Source organism: Dyadobacter sp. CY345 (assembly GCF_021502725.1).
Classification (GTDB): Bacteria; Bacteroidota; Bacteroidia; order Cytophagales; family Spirosomataceae; genus Dyadobacter.
Genome location: NZ_JAKFFS010000001.1, coordinates 651,261 through 669,576, shown reverse-complemented (window position 1 = coordinate 669,576; position 18,316 = coordinate 651,261). Strand labels below are relative to the sequence as shown.

The 18,316-nt window shown below is 40.2% G+C and carries 12 protein-coding genes; 1 reads left to right on the top strand and 11 read right to left on the bottom strand.

Going from position 1 to position 18,316, the window contains the following annotated elements; genetic code table 11:
• Positions 1-36 precede the first annotated feature (36 nt).
• From L0657_RS02880 to L0657_RS02845, 8 genes are all read right to left on the bottom strand, one after another.
• Positions 37-2,490, bottom strand: coding sequence for an ABC transporter permease (locus L0657_RS02880; RefSeq protein WP_235148889.1), 2,454 nt, complete (start codon positions 2,488-2,490; stop codon positions 37-39).
• 213 nt (positions 2,491-2,703) lie between these two features.
• On the bottom strand, positions 2,704-5,112 hold the full coding sequence (locus L0657_RS02875; protein ID WP_235148888.1) for an ABC transporter permease: 2,409 nt from the start codon (positions 5,110-5,112) through the stop codon (positions 2,704-2,706).
• A gap of 205 nt (positions 5,113-5,317) precedes the next feature.
• Positions 5,318-6,355, bottom strand: coding sequence for a hypothetical protein (locus L0657_RS02870; RefSeq protein ID WP_235148887.1), 1,038 nt, complete (start codon positions 6,353-6,355; stop codon positions 5,318-5,320).
• A 211-nt stretch (positions 6,356-6,566) separates the two neighbouring features.
• Positions 6,567-6,926, bottom strand: a complete 360-nt coding sequence (locus tag L0657_RS02865) for a hypothetical protein (RefSeq protein ID WP_235148886.1) — start codon at positions 6,924-6,926, stop codon at positions 6,567-6,569.
• Between the two features lie 24 nt (positions 6,927-6,950).
• Positions 6,951-7,166, bottom strand: a complete 216-nt coding sequence (locus L0657_RS02860; protein ID WP_235148885.1) for a Kazal-type serine protease inhibitor — start codon at positions 7,164-7,166, stop codon at positions 6,951-6,953.
• A gap of 86 nt (positions 7,167-7,252) precedes the next feature.
• Positions 7,253-8,593 carry a GH1 family beta-glucosidase gene (locus tag L0657_RS02855; protein ID WP_235150421.1) on the bottom strand — a complete coding sequence of 447 codons (1,341 nt, stop codon included), beginning with the start codon at positions 8,591-8,593 and terminating at the stop codon, positions 7,253-7,255.
• A gap of 283 nt (positions 8,594-8,876) precedes the next feature.
• A complete protein-coding gene (locus L0657_RS02850; protein WP_235148884.1) occupies positions 8,877-10,895 on the bottom strand; it encodes a T9SS type A sorting domain-containing protein in 2,019 nt (672 codons plus the stop codon).
• A 1,359-nt stretch (positions 10,896-12,254) separates the two neighbouring features.
• The gene (locus tag L0657_RS02845; protein ID WP_235148883.1) at positions 12,255-12,824 is read right to left on the bottom strand and encodes an RNA polymerase sigma factor; all 570 of its coding nucleotides are present in this window, start codon (positions 12,822-12,824) and stop codon (positions 12,255-12,257) included.
• 256 nt (positions 12,825-13,080) lie between these two features.
• On the opposite strand from L0657_RS02845, the gene L0657_RS02840 reads away from it, so the two are divergent.
• Entirely contained in the window at positions 13,081-14,007 is a 927-nt protein-coding gene (locus L0657_RS02840) for a serine hydrolase (protein WP_235148882.1), read from the top strand.
• A 61-nt stretch (positions 14,008-14,068) separates the two neighbouring features.
• Here L0657_RS02840 and L0657_RS02835 read toward each other — a convergent pair whose 3' ends face one another.
• The 3 genes from L0657_RS02835 to L0657_RS02825 all read right to left on the bottom strand — a co-directional run bounded on the left by L0657_RS02835 (position 14,069) and on the right by L0657_RS02825 (position 18,309).
• On the bottom strand, positions 14,069-15,277 hold the full coding sequence (locus tag L0657_RS02835) for a YncE family protein (protein ID WP_235148881.1): 1,209 nt from the start codon (positions 15,275-15,277) through the stop codon (positions 14,069-14,071).
• A 342-nt stretch (positions 15,278-15,619) separates the two neighbouring features.
• Positions 15,620-15,913 carry a hypothetical protein gene (locus L0657_RS02830; protein ID WP_235148880.1) on the bottom strand — a complete coding sequence of 98 codons (294 nt, stop codon included), beginning with the start codon at positions 15,911-15,913 and terminating at the stop codon, positions 15,620-15,622.
• A 23-nt stretch (positions 15,914-15,936) separates the two neighbouring features.
• Positions 15,937-18,309: an ABC transporter permease gene (locus tag L0657_RS02825; protein ID WP_235148879.1), complete on the bottom strand. Its 2,373-nt coding sequence runs from the start codon at positions 18,307-18,309 to the stop codon at positions 15,937-15,939.
• Between the last annotated feature and the right edge of the window lie 7 nt (positions 18,310-18,316).

Here is an 18,316-nt window from a genome sequence, read left to right as displayed (position 1 = left end):
GATCTGTTAGGTTAAGTCGGGAGAAGACACATTTTTTTATTCTGATTTCAATGATTTTACCGGATTAGTCAGCGCGGCTTTTATCGCTTGCGAGCTTACGGTTAACAGTGCGATGGCTATGGCAAGGACCCCGGCGATAGCGAACATCCACCATTCGATGGAAATGCTATAAGCGAAATCCTGCAACCATTTTGACATCACATACCAGGTCAGCGGCGTTGCGATGACTAACGAAATAATTACCAGTTTCATAAAATCGCCGGAAAGCAGAGCGACAATACTTGTAACAGAAGCGCCCAAAACTTTCCGGACGCCTATCTCCTTAATTCTCTGCTGCGCAGCAAAAGCTGCAAGTCCAAACAATCCCAGACAAGAAATCAGAATGGAGATAATGGTGAAAGAATTGACGATCCGGGAGGTGCGTGCGTCGGCTGAATAATTGCTTTGAAAATCATCGTTCAGAAAACTGTAAGAAAATGGCTCGTCCGGTACCAGCTCTTTCCATTTGGCTTCCATGAATGGCAAAACGTTGCCCACATCTTTGGTATTGACATGCGTTACCATGTAATTAAAATTGTCAGCATTCAGGAAAAACGCATAGGGCTGAATGACCTTGTGCAAATCCTCAAAATGAAAATCCTTGACAACACCGATGATTTCCAATGACCCGATTGTGCTTTCATTCATATTAAAATTCAACTTTTGCCCAACCGATTTTTCCAACGGAATACCAAACTTCCTAAGCGTGGCTTCATTCACGACGATTTTAAGATTAGTATCTGCGGGAAAATCAGCAGAAAACATTCTCCCAGCAGCCAGCTTGAAATCCATGGTTTTCATGAAATCAGCTGCGACGCCATTGGTTTTTATCAAACCGTCGTCATTGACACTTTGCCCGGGCAAAAACACGGACATATCACTTGGATTAAGAATTCCCGGATAATAAGACGTGCCGGAAGCGGCTGAGATCTGGCTGTTTTGAAGAATTTCGTTTCTTAAAGCCGTGTATGCCTTTCTTGCTTCGGCGCTGCGGAGAGGAATGACAATTTGCTGATCCTTCGCAAAACCAAGGGGTTGATCCTTCATAAATTTGATTTGTCCCTGAATAACCATCGTCGCCACAACCAGGCCTATCGAAATGACAAATTGAAAAACGACCAGTCCACGACGTAAGGTAGTGGCGGAAACTGAATTGACGAACTTTCCTTTAATGACATCAAGCGGATTAAAAACTGACAGGTAAAATGCAGGATAACTTCCCGACAAAAGTCCCGTTACAAGAGCGAGCGCAATAAAAGCCACCGCAATTTCGGGCTTGAACAACTCAGAAATATTCAGCGATTTGTCAGATAGCTGGTTAAAAAATGGCAGCAAGATGGCAACCGAAACAATGGCGAGAATGAGTGCCAGAAAAGTTAAAACCATCGATTCTGCAAGGAATTGACCGACTAAACCGCCTCTTCCGGCTCCCATAACTTTACGGATACCAACTTCCGCGGCGCGTTTTGCGGAACGTGCTGTTGCAAGATTCATAAAGTTGATGCAGGCAATCAACAAAGTAAACAAAGCGATCGATGCCAACACATAAAGGTAAGTGGTACTCGTTGTCGGCCCGACAATTCGGTCGATCAGGCTGAAAAGGTGAATATCTTTTACTGGCAACAGAAACAACTTTTTCTCAAAACCAGCAATTTTCAAATCTTTTCGGGCATATTTCTCAATGAAAGAAGGGAGTTTTGCACTGAATTTCTCTGCGTTGGTTCCGGGTTTAAGTCGGAGATAGGTGTAGAACATATTATTGTTCGTAAAATCGATATCTGACTGTCTCAGATAATCGCCAACCCAACCCGAGTGAATGGAAACGAAATAATTTGCGTCGATATGAGAGCGGGCAGCTTCGTTATGGTATACGCCAGTCACTTTAAAGTTTTCATTATTTCCTGATCTGCCACCAATCCTGATGGTTTTGTTCAAAGCCGGCTCATCACCAAATAATTTGTGAGCAACTTCTTCGGATAAAACCACGGAATGCGGATCGTTCAGCGAAGTTTGGGCATCGCCCTCTATGAACTTATAGGTAAAAACATCGAAGAAAGTGGAATCCACATGAATGCCTTTCGTTTCGTAAAACGACCTTTCCTGTTTTCCCGGCTGGGAGGTTTTTAGTAAGGTTTTGTTTTCAAGAAAATTCTGCCAAAGCCGGGTGACCTGTACTACCTCAGGAAATTCTGCCTTCACAGCCTGTGCATAAGGCGCCGGAGCTCTGGGGTTATCCATTTTTTCGCCATTCGACTGGATGTTCTCACTACGCAGAAGGTATAAATCATCGGCATGTTCCTGATGTTTATCGAACGATGTTTCGCTCAGGATATACAACAAAAGCAACATACAGCATGTCATTCCAACGGATAGGCCAAATACGTTAATAGCAGAAAAAAGCTTACTAGAAAGCAGGTTCCGCCAGGCTATTTTGAGATAATTTTTAAACATATTATTTGAGATTTTTCTGGCTAGTTGATTTTAAGGATTTGGGACTCTGGCTTTTTTTAGATTTATCTTTTATTACCTGTTCGACAGCGAGTTGCTCTTTTATTACTCATGCGACGGCGAGTTTCTCTTTAATTACCCGTCCGACGGCGAGTTCCTCTTTTATTACCCGTCCGACGGCGAAAAAGCCGTCGGACGGGGTCGCTGCGAACTGGCTTATTCTGATTTTAGCGATTTGACCGGATTTATCAATGCCGCTTTTATTGACTCGTATCCAGCCGTAATTGCTGCCACAATAAATGTAATGGTGATGGCAAGAATCATAATTTCGGCGCCGATCGGAATGCGGTATTCGTAATCTTCAAGCCAGCCATGCATCACATACCAGCCAATTGGCGCAGCAATCACAAAAGCAACACCGATCAACAATGTTATTTCTTTTCCGAAAAGTCCGATAATGCTAAAAACACTTGCCCCTAAAACTTTGCGAACGCCAATTTCCTTCGTTTTCTGAGAAGCCATAAATTTCACCAAACCATATAATCCCAGACAGCCGATAAAAATTGCTATGAAAGAAAAGATCCTGATTAGTTTCAGCATCATGTTTTCAAGTGCATAATTTTTAGCGATGTTTTCATCCAGAAAGGATTGCTCGTAGAGGTAATCCGGAAAGTATTCATTCCATAATTTCTCCACACTTTTCATGGTCTGGTGAAGATTAGCAGTGTTTAATTTAATGGCGCAAGAATAATTGTAAATATTGTAGCTAAAAACTACAATAGGGTTTACATCATTTTTAAAAGAGGTATTATTCCAATTTTTAAGCACACCATAAACGGGAGCTGTTACGTCTTCGATTTCAATATTTTTACCAATTGCATCAGCAGGATTTTTTAACCCGAAACGCTCAACGGCTTTTTCGTTAATTAAATAACCGCGTATAGTATCACTCTTAGGAATATTTCCACCCGCAACATATTGAAGCCCGAAAGTTTTTACATAGTTATTGTCCGCTACTTTGGTATTGATGGTCCATAATTCATCTTTCTGACGCGTATCAAACCTAACATTGGTGCTATTATTCGAATTGGTAGTGGGAAGAAATAAGCAAAACGAAGCGTCCGAAATCCCAGGAATTTCCATTAAACGCTGACGAAATGTGTTCTGGTCCACTTTTGCTGGTGTGGGAATGGTAACCTCAGCAATCCCTTTTGTCTCATAACCCACCGATTTAGAAAGCATAAAATCGACCTGATTGTTGACAACCAGCGTACAGATCACCAAAAGCTGAATCAATACAAACTGAAATACAATCAGTCCACGGCGTAAAGAAATCCCGCCGATTTCCCGGGTGGATATGCTTCCTTTCAACGCAAGTACCGGCCGAAAGCCTGCGAGAATCCCACCTGGATACGATCCTGCTAAAAGTACCACACCGACAAAAAGCGACGCCAGAAAAATCCATAAGAAACTGTCGGCCCAGTTAATATTTACGGGCCAAGTTCCCGGCTGATCAAGCCAGTTATTGATATTGGGAACAACGAGAAGGGCGAGCACAAAACCGATTACCAGAGCCGCAAAGGTAATTAATGCTGTTTCCGTCATAAACTGAATAAAAACCTGGCTTCTGGTCCCGCCCACAGCTTTCCGGACACCGACTTCTTTTGAACGTCGCAATGCCTGCGCCGTAGCCATATTTATGAAATTAAAACACGCAGTAACAATTAAGAAAATTCCGATTATGCTCATAATCCAGATCCATTTCATCGGCATCGCTCCGTTGTAATTTTCGGAGTGGTGCATCTCTGAAAAGGCAATAAGCGGGTGGGAATAAAACTTATAGTCTTTTCCGTGATATTTTTTGTTCAGTGCTGACATTTGCTTTTCAACACCTTTAATATTTACGTTTTCCGGCAATAATAGATAACAATAGGTATTAGAATTTACTCCGCTCCAATTATCCAATCCGCTGCCGCCATATTCGAATTTTGGATTAGCTGTGAGTGTTTGAAACGAAACAAAGAATTCATACGGCAGATCAGTATTTTCAGAAACGTTGTCGATTATGCCTGTCACTTCCAGGTTAAGTTCGTTTTCGAGCCTGATACTTTTCCCAATCGGATTTTCAGTTCCAAAATATTTTTGAGCCATTTTTTCGCTCAATACAATGGTGTTTGGTTTTGAAAGTGCATTTTTGGGATTACCAACCTGCCAGTTTGAATCAAAAATTGAGAAATATTCCGGCTGAACAAACGCCAGTGACGGCCCCTCCTCTTTAAACTTTTTGACTGCTTTCCCATTGTTATCCAGCGCAGCAAGAAGTGAATTATATTTTTCAAAACACATACTCGCTGTGTACTGCGGGAATTCTGCTTCCAACGCTTTCCACATCGGTGCAGGAACGCCGCGGGAGTAGTTTTTCCCGTCAGTTAGAAATTCCGTGGTGATCTGGTAAATACGATCGATATTTTTGTGAGCATGGTCAAATGAAGTCTGGAAACGAATGAACCAGAAAACGATCAAAGCACAAGCAAGCCCGATTGACAATCCTGCCACATTCAAAAATGCATACAAGCTGTTACGCGTGAGATTTCGCCAGGCAATTGTGAAGTAGTTGTTAAACATGGCCAACTGAATTAGGGAGTGAAGGAATTCTGCACGGGAATGCCTCAGGTTGCTTCTATAGATTGGTAAGGTAAATTTTATGCCAAAATAATATCATACTGATAATCAAATCATTAGATAGCCTTAAAACAACAAAAGTGTCCGATAACGAACACTTTTGTTCAAGGACGAACGCCTTATATAACAAGAGGATTACGAAGATATTTTATTGATTGATACTTACAGATCCACCGCTTGCATGCAGATTTACAGGAATTCCGCCACCATTCATTTTTCCTTGTACACGATCCTTTTCAACCTGACCGTCAAAGTTTTTCAGGCTTACGGTAACCTTATTCCCCTTCAAATCAAGATCCATTCCTTTGTCCATCGGCATATTAACCCGCAGACTTCCAGCTGAGGTTGAAAGATCGACAAACTTGCCCACTTGCGTGATTTCAACTTCCATGCTTCCGCCGCTGGTATGCGCTTTTACGCTTCCCGAAAGACCTGCTAAACGAACAGAACCACCCGAAGTTCCAGCATCCAGCGACCCTTTAATACCGTCACCTTTGATACTTCCACCACTCGTATGCGCAAGAATATCACCATCCAGGCCATTTAAACTCAAACTCCCGCCGGAAGTCTGAAGATTTATTTTTCCGTTCAATTCACTGGCTTTGATACTTCCGCCAGAAGTTTGTAAGGTAATATCCTGCTTGCATTTTTCTACGTCAATGCTTCCGCCCGAAGTTTGTCCGTTGACCGTTCCAACCAGATCAGAAACTTTTAGACTTCCACCACTGGTCCTGAAATTTTGTTCTCCCGTGAGTGAAGAAATCCGGATACTTCCTCCGCTTGTTCTCAGATTTGTTGAAATGCTGCGTGGCGTATAAACTTTGAACGAGATTGACACACTGTTTTTATCCCAGCCAGTTTTATTTTTACGCTGAGCCGTTGCCTTTATACTATTTCCTTCGCTACCAATAAAAATATCGAAATCTTCCAGTCTGTCTTCTATTTCATCTTTACTAAGATTTACTTTCCCGTTCCAGTTATTTGGACGCACATACATTTCAACTTTTACGCCGCTAGCCTGTGTTCCGGCCACTTCAATAGATCCGCCCGAAGTTTCTACCACAAGGTTGGACACCGCTGCTGAGAAATTTTTGCTGACGTATGGTTTCTCGTCTGAGTTTTGTGCACAGGAAGTAAAAGCGATAAATAATGCAAACAAAAGGGGGAGTAATTGTGTCTTTTTCATGATCTAATAAGGTTCGTTTGATACAGGATGTTTTTTTATAAATAGAAGTTGCGTGAAGGTTAAATCTTTTTTTTCAATTGTTTTATCCTAAGTATCTGGAAAATAGTTCGACTTCCACAAATAGCTTATTATCAAATATTTAAGTGATCCTAAAAAACAAAAAAGTGTCCAGGAGCGGACACTTTTTTTGAACTATTGAAAACCCTTACTTTCAATTTTTCTTAATTTCGTATATATCTATCTCATTGTAAAAATTAGTTGCGCCCCAACCACATTGCACCTCACGCTTCCTTCCTGTCAGACTGTAACGAATATGAACTTTCGTAAACGAATAACTGCTTTCGATCTTACCCAGCACCTTTTCAACCTCTTTAAGTCCGTTTTCACTTGGCAAAAAATAAAGCGTCGAATCTCCCGAAGGAATTTCAAAATGCCATGCACAACCATCTGTTGCGAGCATATTGATCCACTGACCTTCGCTTTCGATAACTTCTACCTCTTTCTGAACAACTTTTTCATCATTGCAGCTAATCCAGGCAAATAGTCCAAATAAAATGATACCGATTTTCATAATCTTCGCAGTTTAGAATTTATTCTAGTTGCAGGCGCCAGCCGTATATTTTTTAACGCCGGCAGCACTAGCTTCGCAGTCGTTTCCATAAGTCTGGCCATTGCAACCACAAACAGGCATATATACTTGATAACAGGCAATATCTTTTTTTTCGCCGACGCAATCAGATCCCGGTAGTTCGTCTTTTTCATTACAACTCCCAAAAGACAGTAAGAAAAAGCACATGATAATCTTTTTCATAAATGGAAATTTAATTTCAGACAAGACGCATCCAAACAAAAAAAGGTTGGAAACCAACCTTTTAATCTTAAAAAATTTATAAAAATCTAGTTTTTAAAAAATGACGCAAACCATTTCCCCGATTCTTTAACAATTCTTTCCTGGGTCTCGTAATTGACATAAACTAATCCGAATCTTGGATGGTACCCTTCCGCCCATTCAAAATTATCAAGCAAAGACCAAGCGAGGTATCCTGCCACTTTCACACCCTCATTTTTTGCTTTCAGAATGCTCTTCAAGTAATCTTCAAAATACTGGATTCTCCTTTCATCCACCACTTTTCCGTTTTCCGGATTATCTTCAAATGCCGCTCCATTTTCCGAAATAATAATCTCTTTGACGCCAGAATAATTGCTAAACTGCCTGAGAATATCATACATACCATCGGGTGCGACTTCCCAGCCCATAACAGTCAAAGGAACATTTCTTTTTTTTGCAGGAATTTCTTCCAGCCATAATACCGGTGCAAAGTAGGAATGTTTGACAATGATCCGAAAATAATTTTGGAGACCTATAAAATCAAAATCAAAAGCCAGTTTTTCTTCATCACCGGGCTTTGTAAATCTTTTGATATTGTTTAAAAACGGGAAAACGTCAGTCGGGTATCCCAGCCCCAATGCCGGTTCGACAAACAGACGGTTCATGATGGCATCCGCACGTTGCGCTGCCCGTACGTCCTTTGGTTTGTCGGTGAAAGCCTGTACATGAGAACAGGAAAGTGCAGTACCGATATATGCATCATGCACGAGATTACGGATAATCCTACCTCCCTCCGCATTGCATAATGCTAAATGATGCACAACCGGCAGAAAATTGAATATACCTTTTTTTCCAGGTGCGTGCATTCCGGTTGTATACCCCAGTCCGGCCACGGCGGTTGGCTCATTTAAAACAATCCAGTTTTTTACTTTGTCACCAAATTCCGTCGCGCAAAGTCTTACATATTCCGAAAACCAATCGATAATCTCCCGATTTTTCCAACCTCCTCGGTCTTCCAGGGCCTGAGGCAAATCCCAATGATATAGGGTAATCCACGGCTCAATTCCCAGATCAAGGCACTTGTCAATCACGCGATTGTAAAAATCTATTCCTTTTTGATTGACTTCTCCCGTACCGGTAGGCAAAATTCTGGACCAGGAAAGTGAAAACCTGAATTCTTTAAAACCAAGTTCCTTCACAAGTTCAAGATCGTCCTCATAACGGTTATAGAAATCACATGCAATCTCAGCATGATGACCGCCTTTGATTTTACCATTTTGTTTGGTAAACTTATCCCAAATAGATGGTCCGCGCCCATCCACAGCCACTGCGCCTTCGATTTGAAATGCCGCCGTTGCCGTTCCCCACCTGAAATCTGCCCCAAAATCACTGGCCGTGATTGTATCCATTTTCACATCGAAAACGGCGGACTGATCAGACAGTATATCTAAATTATCAAAATCAACTTCTTTCAAAACTCACACTAATTACAATTCATACAGGAAGTTAGCAACGTAAAACTAAACCGAATAATTTCCTAAAAGGTAACAATCTGTTAATCTTATGAAAAACTTAACATTGGAAGTATGCGGTTCGTGATGCAATTGCAATTTTCTGAAACCATTTTAAACAAAAAAATCCTTCACCTGTACAGAACAGATGAAGGAATTCGAAACTAATAACGCTATTCAATTATCTTACAACCTGAATTCTTTGTTTGGTAACCAGACCACTTGTCTGTTTGAATGTTACGATGTAAGTTCCCTGGGCCAGACTGCTGATATCAATGTCAGTTCCGCTTGGAGAAAAGTCTTTTACTTTGATACCTTTCACATCATATATCTGAATGCTCGCAATTTTTTCTACCGTTTTTAATTTCATAAAGTTCGAACTTGGATTCGGATATAGAACTGCCGATTCTTCCGTCACAAAATTCTCATTAACGATACGACTGTAAGCGAAAGTCAAATCCTGGTCAATCATTCGTAAACGATATAGATTGTTTCCATTTGCCGGGGTTGTGTGTAAAAAATTATATGATTTTGTGACACTGCTTTCTCCCTGCGCAGCAACAACACCCAATATTTCCCACTGTTTGCCATTTGAGCTGTGCTGTACTTCAAATTCTTTTGAATTTGTTTCCATTGTAGTTTTCCACACCAAAGAAGCGGAGATGCCTTCTTTTTTCACGCCAAATTCGGTAAGTGTAACCGGAAGTGGTGTTCCACCCGCAATTGAAAGACATCCAAGATCAAAGATGAAAGTTTCTCCATTTGACACAAGTTCAACAGAAACAAATCTGGTATTTTGTGGAGCTCTTTCAGAAACGGTGAACTTTTGCAGTCCAACTGCAGGAGCAGAATAGATTTTCGTTACCGGAGTTTCTTTGCTCGAAATCTCTCCACGATCAGCATTCAAGAATCTCAGTCTAAGTTTTTGTCCGTTCACTGAACTCACACCAGCATAGATAGAGAAAGTTACAGTTGCAGCTGGATCAGCTGATTTTTCTAACGAAAGGGTCGATTTACCAGTTAATTTTCCTGATTTAGTGCCACAAACGACGTAATCATTTGAAGTTTCAAAAGTACCGCCAGCTTTAGTCCATTCGCTGGTTCCAGCTTCAAAACTCGGGTCAGTCATTTTGTTGTCGTTACATGTTTCACAAACCGGAACGGATATAGTCAAACAGGCTGCGTCAACCTTCAAATAATTTCCATTAGAACTTCCAAATACTCTGACATATTTAGCTCCTGATGGTGCGATTGCTGACAAATCATATTGCGTTAAACCAACATTACTTGTTTTTGGCAAATCACTTACAGACTTTGTAAGCGCTTTTGAATCACCTTCTACAACATCTCCGTTGGATAAAACGAACTGTAATTTAAATACTTGCGAATTCTTTTCGTGGTAACCACCCCAGATAGACAATGTTGCAGAACTACCTGCTGTTATAGCCACATCTTGCCAAAAGCTACCAGCACCAGTTAAGAGACCACTTTGCTTCCCACAAACTGCAAACGCGCCATCCCAGGAAAAATTTGAATTGTTGGAATAGTTCCAATCTTTTGGCACTTTCCTGTCTCCTACCAATTTGTATTCTTCAAAACTTCCGTTGGATAACTTGTTTACCGTACAACATACAGGAGCAGGTATCGTCAGTTGAACGCAAGCTCCGTCCATTTTAATCCAATCACCGCCTTTGACAGAACGTGCTTCAACTCGTGCGTAAGCTGTTCCTGCAGGCGCCACAGCGCTAAGGAAGTATTTCCTTAAACTGGATCCATTCCCAACAGTAAAATCAATATTTTCTCCATCAGCGCCAGCCAGACTCTCATTTGATGAATTGTAAAATAATAATCTGAACTCCTGATCTTTATTGACATGAACTCCACCATAGACAGAAAAATCAACCTTAGTCCCAGGAGCAACAGGCACATCCTGATAGATTTTCCCTTTACCATCCAGCGCGACAGCCCTGTTTCCGCATACATCATAAGTCGTGCTTACTTGCCATTCGCCATCACCCTTCCAGCCATCAAAGGTTTTACTATCTTCAAAACTTGGGTTTTTCAGGACGTTATTATCACAATTGCAATTATCTGTGGTCGGAGCATGAGCGTTCGTTACCGCTTTATTTGCGAAGGAACTGGCTCCCGAAGTGCATAGCAATGCCATGCACAAGGCAGCAATGTTTTTAAAGGTTTTCATGTAGTTGTATAGTTTTAAACAATAAGGAATTAGTTAAAATTATTGAAATGGAATAATAAGAGAATCATTTTACAGCATCAAAAAAGTTCTATATAACCGACTACATTTAAGCTCGTTTATTGAGTCGAACTTGATCGAATAACTTTGATATTTTCAGATATCCAGGACCAAAATAGCGACATCTAAAACACTTTATAAAGACCGATATTAACTTTCCGAATGATGAAAATGAGACTATTAGAGATGCAAATGTAAAAACATTTCTATCTAAATATCAAACCGAATATATAATTAAATTGATATTGTACAAATCCAAAAAGGAAGTCTACTACCTAAGTTAAAGTACTTCTACGTAAATATTTTAAGTACATCTACACTTTAATTCACCCTAAAATAGACATATAGTAGCAAAGGAATGTAGAAACCATACCTTTGCACATCTGAGCACCGGCATCAAACCAATTATCAAAAATATCATTATTTCAATATAGCGGAGATTATACTAACAAGAGTTCAATACAAAAAAATTCGAAGAAGTCATATGCAGCACACATTAGATGCCGTTTGCCCTGCCATGCAGTAAATTAATTCGCACAAAATATAGAAATTGGTGATTGCTCTTGGAAAATATTGTCGGAATAATGCAAAAAGGGCGCCTTAACATTATTCAATTGGAATGATCCAACGTATACACGAAAGCTAAGAAGACTTATCATGCTATGGTAATCCGGATATGGAACCTTAGTAAGTATACGTTATTCACTCAAAATAGATGTTAATTAAAACTTGTGGTTTTAAAAAATTAAGGAAGGAATGGAAAGATGAAGATTTTTAGTATTAACAGCTGGCTAAATTTTATGCTCCCGAATCAATTGAAAATTGCGAAAAAATTTAAATACTTCAAGAAAGTTAATTTTTAGGTTCATAGAAGATATGAAAAATATCATCCATATCTTCGCGCCTTGTCGTAGAAGTCATTGTATAGTTTCTTATTATAAAAATAGCTGAGAAACTAGCTGACTTTCGGACGACTTATTAGTGACTATTTAACCTGTAAAAAAAAAAATTTACTACTACAAGGCGATTTTATGTTCTGAAAGATAAGTTATAAGCCCGAAAATTATAATTTTTTTGGAGAAAGAATAACTATTCAGCGAACAGCAATCAAAAAAAGAAAAATCCGGAAGAATTAAAAATTTAATACATCGGAAATTAGCCAGTATTTTCGGGACATGATCGCTGCTGAATGGGGGAATAGTTTGCCGGTGAGGAGATAAAAAAGAAGTTGTGCAACTAGCAGATTACCTAGCTAATTCTACACTTATGGAAATTAAATTATTCTTTAAAATAAGGTATAACTTAGGCAGCTCCTAAAACATATTCTTTCGCACCAAAAATCTCCCGCAACTCTGTGAGTGCTTTGCGGATTCTTGATTTTACAGTTCCGAGAGGAAGCATGAGTTTTGCCGCTACTTCTTCATGCGTATAACCCTGAAAATAAACCAGATCGATAAGGATACTCTTCTCTGGCAGCAATCTTTCAACAATGGCCCGGATATCAATCGTGGCTGGAATCGGATTAAAAATAACTGCACTAGTAAGATCGGCCTCCTTCACCTGCTCCCAGTTAATGCCTTTGGAAAGCTTTACATCCAACCTTAAACGGTCAATTGCGGTATTTCGCGCTATATTCAAAAGCCAGGTAAACAGCGTACCTTTATCAACATTATATGCGCTGATGTTTTTCCAAATCTTCAAAAAGGAATCCTGCATGACATCGGCCGCTTTTTCTTCGTCTTTTACGATTTTCATAATAATCCCGTAAAGTGCAGGAGCATAGTGATCGTATAAATACTCGAACGCATCTCTATTATTACTTTTTAAAGAATTAATTAATTCTTTTTCAGTATAGGTAAATTTCCTTGTCATCTTTTGATATCGTTAACAATCTTTGTGGAAAGTAAGGTAGCGTCTGCGAACTGCATCGCTTGTAAAAATTACGTTCCCTGAAAAAAAGTGTTGAATAATGGGTAATTATTTCCCACTTAATTGTGTAAATAATTAACCTTACAACCACCATCTCTAAGTGATGTATAAACTTGCCCACAGTTAAAAAGCCTTTTTAATTCACTAGCTTACTGTTATTTACAAGAAATTGAAACATTGACAGCTTGAACCAAATACTATGAAAAAACTTATCATCATCACACTCCTTTGCCTTAATGCACAAATTTTTGCTCAGCCTTTTTCAAACTCATCTCATAAAACCGATCGTCAGCTTGTAGCTAAGCTGGAAAAGGCAACAGCTGGTTTCAAGGGAAATGTCGGTGTATATGTTCGGAATCTGAAAACCAACAAAACCGCATCAGTCAATCAGGATTCCATATTTCCAACGGCAAGTATGGTTAAAATACCGATTATGGTCGGCTTGTTTGATAAAATACAAAAAGGGGAAATAAAATTCGATCAGACACTAATTTATCGGGATTCGTTAAAATACGATGACGGGATTGTTGGTTCACTAAAAGACAGCACAAAAATTCCGATGCCCAAAGTGGTCCATCTCATGATTTCCCTTAGCGATAATACCGGAAGTTTATGGCTCCAGGCGTTGGCAGGAGGCGGGGCGGCCATTAATCAATGGATGGATAATAATGGATTCGAATACACACGTGTAAATTCGCGCACCCCAGGCAGAAAGCAAGCGCAGGCAACTTATGGATGGGGACAAACGACGCCCAGGGAAATGGCGGAACTGATGGTGATGATCCGGGAAGGAAAGGCAATCAGCGCGGATGCCAGTGAGCGGATGTACCGGTATCTGGGTATGCAGTTCTGGGATGGGGAGGCACTTTCTCAAATCCCATCCAACATAAAAACCAGCGCAAAAAGTGGTGCTGTTAACCAGGCCAAATCTGAGGTCGTGATGGTACACGCGCCACATGGGGATTATGTATTTTGTATCACAACGAAAAATCAGCTGGATGAGCGTTGGGAAAGAAGTAATGAGGGTTATGTATTAATCAGAAAAGTGTCTGAAATAATATGGAATCACTTTGAGCCAAAAAGCAAATGGAAGCCAGTTGAAAACTATGAAAAATGGTGGTTTTAATACAAAATCCCTGATTACAAAATTTTATAACCAGGGATTCAAACTATTAAACCGTATCAAATCAGTGAGCCTCACTGGATTCAATACCCAAGATTGTCAGACGATACGGAGTAGCTGAGACTTTAATTCGATCGATTTTCGAAAAGTCATTAATGTCTATTTTTAATAACTCACCACTTTTTGGCTGCGTCACATAGAGATACTTTGAAGTCGCTTCGATCTGCGGCTTTTGCGTTTCATCCTTAACGGTCGCTGGTATAATGTTTCCGCTTTTCAGCACGGTATTTGTTTTCAGATCATAAACCTTTACTTCGCCACTGTGTAAAAGTGCGATCAGCTTATTGCCGGCGTAGTCCATTTTTACCTGGATTAAATCCGTGCTTTCGATGACAGGTGTAACCTTATCTATTGTTGGGTCAATCAGGTATGCCCCCACGGCTGCGGTATATCCGATAAATTTGCCCGCACCTTTTGCTTCAAAAACAGATCCGAACCACGCCGTCCCGAAACTGGCAGGATGTGCGATCAAATGCTGTTTTCCTGTTGATTCTACGACCAATATGCCGCTGGAAGATCCAAAAAGCGACACTTTTCCATCACTCGCATTTCCATGGATACCTTTGGTCTGGACAGTCGATTCGAAAAGTGTCTTTCCTGATCCGTCAATAATTTTCACACGTTCTGGCAACGACCCGGCAACTGAACCGTCTTTCACCGTGATTGCATAAGTACCGTTGTCAAACTTCGTCATCGCCCCATGATGGGCAACATTGCCTGCATTGACCGTTTTCATTTTCGCTCCATTCACATGAAAATCAGCCTCTTTGGCGATACTCAATGTTCCGTCTCCGTCGTTGAACGTGATGATTTCGTCACCCTTACTTTTAAAATGCGTTGGCTTGTTACCATCACCGATTAAAGCGCCAAACTTCGGAGTTCCTTTCATGTCCACATGATCTCCATGCCCTTCGAAACCTGTATCAAATAATTGGACAAGATTGTTGGCAGTACTGACCACCGCCCCAAAACGTCCTGCCTGCGTTGGATACAAGGCAGCTTTCGCATATTGAGCCTGAAAGGATTCAACGGTAAGTTTCACCGGATCAACCAGAGAAAGTTCTTTGGTCGTTTCATCATTGACAAGAATACGAACAAACTTGTATTCAGTTTCTTCAACAGGATCAACGACCTCTTCCTCATCTTTTTCACAGGAAGAGAAAGCAGAAATAATAAAAATGGCTAACAGCGTTTTGAATAAATTCCTTTTCATACTGATTATTTTAAATGCAACAATGATGCAAATATATACCAACAATAAGTATATGCAACAATGATGCAAGAAAAAATTTTCAAATTTTGATCAGGAATTATCTTTCAAAAAGAATGATAAATTACCAGGAGATTGTCTTTGTCAATCGGAAATTACCTTTGGGTGTAAGTGGGAAGCACAGGGCAAAAATTAAAAGTTGTAAGAAAGCGGGTGATAAAAATAGAAAGTGGTCAAAAGTTGTGGCATAAACCAACAACCCCCGACCACTTTCATAACAACAAATGACAATTCCTGACAACAAATGACTACCCCTTACAACCCCTGACCAAAAATAACAATCCGTTACGCAATCGCTCTGCTATGCTGCAAAAATCTTCTACTTTCTTTTTTTACAAAAGTGATCGGGACATACTCGTCGTTTGGTGCGCCGATATAATATACGGCCCATTCAGGATCCTGGTGCGCAAGCATTTCGCTGATACAATCTGCACGATGCCCCGCTGGATTTGAGCAATTGTCCCAATAAAACAGCTCGACCCGATAATGAAGTTGTTCTTTTAATCCATTAACCGTTACTTCGATTTCGATCTCATGTCTTCCTGGAATAGTTGGGATCGGTATAGCTATATGGCTCATATGATTGGATGTTTAAATTGTTTCTAGTCTGATTTAAGTGACTCAACAGGATTCATCATTGCAGCTCTGATCGACTGAAACCCGACCGTCACAAAAGTGATGAGCAGAATCAAGATTCCCGCTGACGCAAAGGCCCACCAGGGAATATTGATCCTGTATGCAAAATCCTGTAACCATTTATCCATTGCATACCAGGCCACGGGCGTTGAAATGACGATGGAAATGAATACAAGTTTGAAGAATTCTTTTGATATCAAAGCGACAACACTGGTGATACTGGCGCCCAAAACTTTTCTGATACCGATTTCTTTGGTTCGTGTTTCTGCCGTAAATGTGACAAGTCCGAAGAGACCCATGCACGCAATAAAAATTGCGAAAGACGTGAAAACCGTAAACATTCGCGACATTCTGATTTCGGTTTTAAATGTCTCATTAAACGCGTCATCCAGGAAATAATATTCGAAAGGTTTATCGGCAGCGTATTTTTTGTAGATTTTTTCTATGGATTCAACCTTGTCTTTGATGTTCGTTTTGGTATCCATCTTCGTAAACAAAACTGCCGACGACTGAGGTTCAGCCAAAAGATTTGTGGTATCATTAACGATAAAAAGCCCGGTGGATTTGACATTTTCCTGTACATTCGTAAAGTGAAAGTTTTTAAGAATGCCGGCAACATTCCGGTTGAAAACTTTCTGCCCCACCGGATTCCCCTTTATCCCGAGTTCACTCACTGCGACTTCATTTAATATCACCGATTGTCCATTCTTCCACGAAACTCCTTCCGGTTTTATCTTCCATGCAAGACCAAAAGTCTTGATAAAGTTGGGGTCAACTTCTGAATAAATGACGCTTATATCTTTTTTAGTATCCGCATTTTTCTCAAAAAACATATTGTACCCTTTGAACAAACCTGTATTGGAAACGGCCACTTCCTCAACTCCTGCCAAAGCCTCAATCTCGTTTTTGAAAGAAAAGTATTTTCCTCCTATTGACCCGCCCAACGTTATTCCAAGTATTTGATCTTTATTAAATCCCAGCTTTTTGTTTTGCATAAAGCTTAACTGATGTTGAACAATGAAGCTGCAAACAATCAATGCGATCGTTACTGAAAACTGGAAAACCATAAAGAATTTTCGTAGTGAGCCTCCTTTTTGCTGACTCGCGAACCTACCTTTCAAAACTGTAATCGGCGAAAACCCTGACAAAACCAAGGCTGGATAACTTCCTGCAACAAATGCACAAAAAAACAGTACGCCCGAGAGAATAAGAATAAAACCTGGCGAAACGAGGAAAGACGCATCAATTCTCAGGTCCAGTAAATCATAAAATGGCTGCCGCATCATTTCCAACAACAGAAAAGATAGCAAAAAAGCCAGGCAGCAAACCAGAATTGATTCGGTATAAAATTGTTTAATGAGACTGCTCCTCCCCGCTCCTGCGACTTTCCGAACACCAACTTCTTTGGCTCTAAGCGTAGAACGTGCAGTGGTCAAATTCATGTAATTGAAAAGTGCCAGGCAGAGAATCAGCGCGGCGATACCGGCAAAAATGTTGATCAAACGTACGTTACCAGTATTCGTAAAATCGTTTTGAAGATGTATGTTTGAAAACTTTTCAAGAGAATAAACGGACTGTTCGTCAAACGCGCCTGTTCTGTTTCCGGCTGCAACTATATTTTTTTCAACCAGTGGAACCGAGTTTTCAGAATCCAGTAACAAGTAGGTATTAAAGGCCCCGGCGTGTTCCCACATGGATTTTTGATTTTCGTCCAGTTGAGGAATTGTATTGACAGAAGCAACAAAATCGAAATTTATAGTGGAATTGGATGGCGGATTATACGCAACACCGGTAATTTCAAACAAATGTTTTCCTTCATATAATAAAGTCTTTCCAATTGGATTTTCAGCTCCGAAATATTTCAAGGCGGCCCGTTCGGATATGACCATCGTGTAAGGTTTAACCAGATAATCATGACCGTTTTGTTCTTTCAGTTTGAATGAAAAAACCTTAAAAAAAGCATCGTCTGCAAAAACGAAGTTCTGTTCAAAAAATAGATTTTCCGGCTTCTCAGGATTTTTGATCGTAACCTTATTATATGGTGTTTTTAACCGTACATAACTTTCTATTTGCGGTGAAGATTCCTTTAAGTATGGCGCCAGTTTCGCATTGAAATTAATCGTTTGCATCTGCCTGCCATCCATATCTATCCTGGCAAGAATCCGGTATATCCGAATGCCTTTCTCATGAAACTTGTCAAAACTATATTCATGCACCACAAACACCAGGATCAGCATCGAAACTGCCATCCCAATGGCCAGCCCAACAATGTTGATGAAGGAATAATCCTTATGCTTCCAAATATTCCTGGCAGCGATTTTCAGGTAGTTTTTGAACATGAGAAGT

Coding starts and splice junctions, on each gene's coding strand:
- L0657_RS02880 (WP_235148889.1), bottom strand. CDS start 2,490: ATGTTTAAAAATTATCTCAAAATAGCCTGGCGGAACCTGCTTTCTAGT.
- L0657_RS02875 (WP_235148888.1), bottom strand. CDS start 5,112: ATGTTTAACAACTACTTCACAATTGCCTGGCGAAATCTCACGCGTAAC.
- L0657_RS02870 (WP_235148887.1), bottom strand. CDS start 6,355: ATGAAAAAGACACAATTACTCCCCCTTTTGTTTGCATTATTTATCGCT.
- L0657_RS02865 (WP_235148886.1), bottom strand. CDS start 6,926: ATGAAAATCGGTATCATTTTATTTGGACTATTTGCCTGGATTAGCTGC.
- L0657_RS02860 (WP_235148885.1), bottom strand. CDS start 7,166: ATGAAAAAGATTATCATGTGCTTTTTCTTACTGTCTTTTGGGAGTTGT.
- L0657_RS02855 (WP_235150421.1), bottom strand. CDS start 8,593: ATGGATACAATCACGGCCAGTGATTTTGGGGCAGATTTCAGGTGGGGA.
- L0657_RS02850 (WP_235148884.1), bottom strand. CDS start 10,895: ATGAAAACCTTTAAAAACATTGCTGCCTTGTGCATGGCATTGCTATGC.
- L0657_RS02845 (WP_235148883.1), bottom strand. CDS start 12,824: ATGACAAGGAAATTTACCTATACTGAAAAAGAATTAATTAATTCTTTA.
- L0657_RS02840 (WP_235148882.1), top strand. CDS start 13,081: ATGAAAAAACTTATCATCATCACACTCCTTTGCCTTAATGCACAAATT.
- L0657_RS02835 (WP_235148881.1), bottom strand. CDS start 15,277: ATGAAAAGGAATTTATTCAAAACGCTGTTAGCCATTTTTATTATTTCT.
- L0657_RS02830 (WP_235148880.1), bottom strand. CDS start 15,913: ATGAGCCATATAGCTATACCGATCCCAACTATTCCAGGAAGACATGAG.
- L0657_RS02825 (WP_235148879.1), bottom strand. CDS start 18,309: ATGTTCAAAAACTACCTGAAAATCGCTGCCAGGAATATTTGGAAGCAT.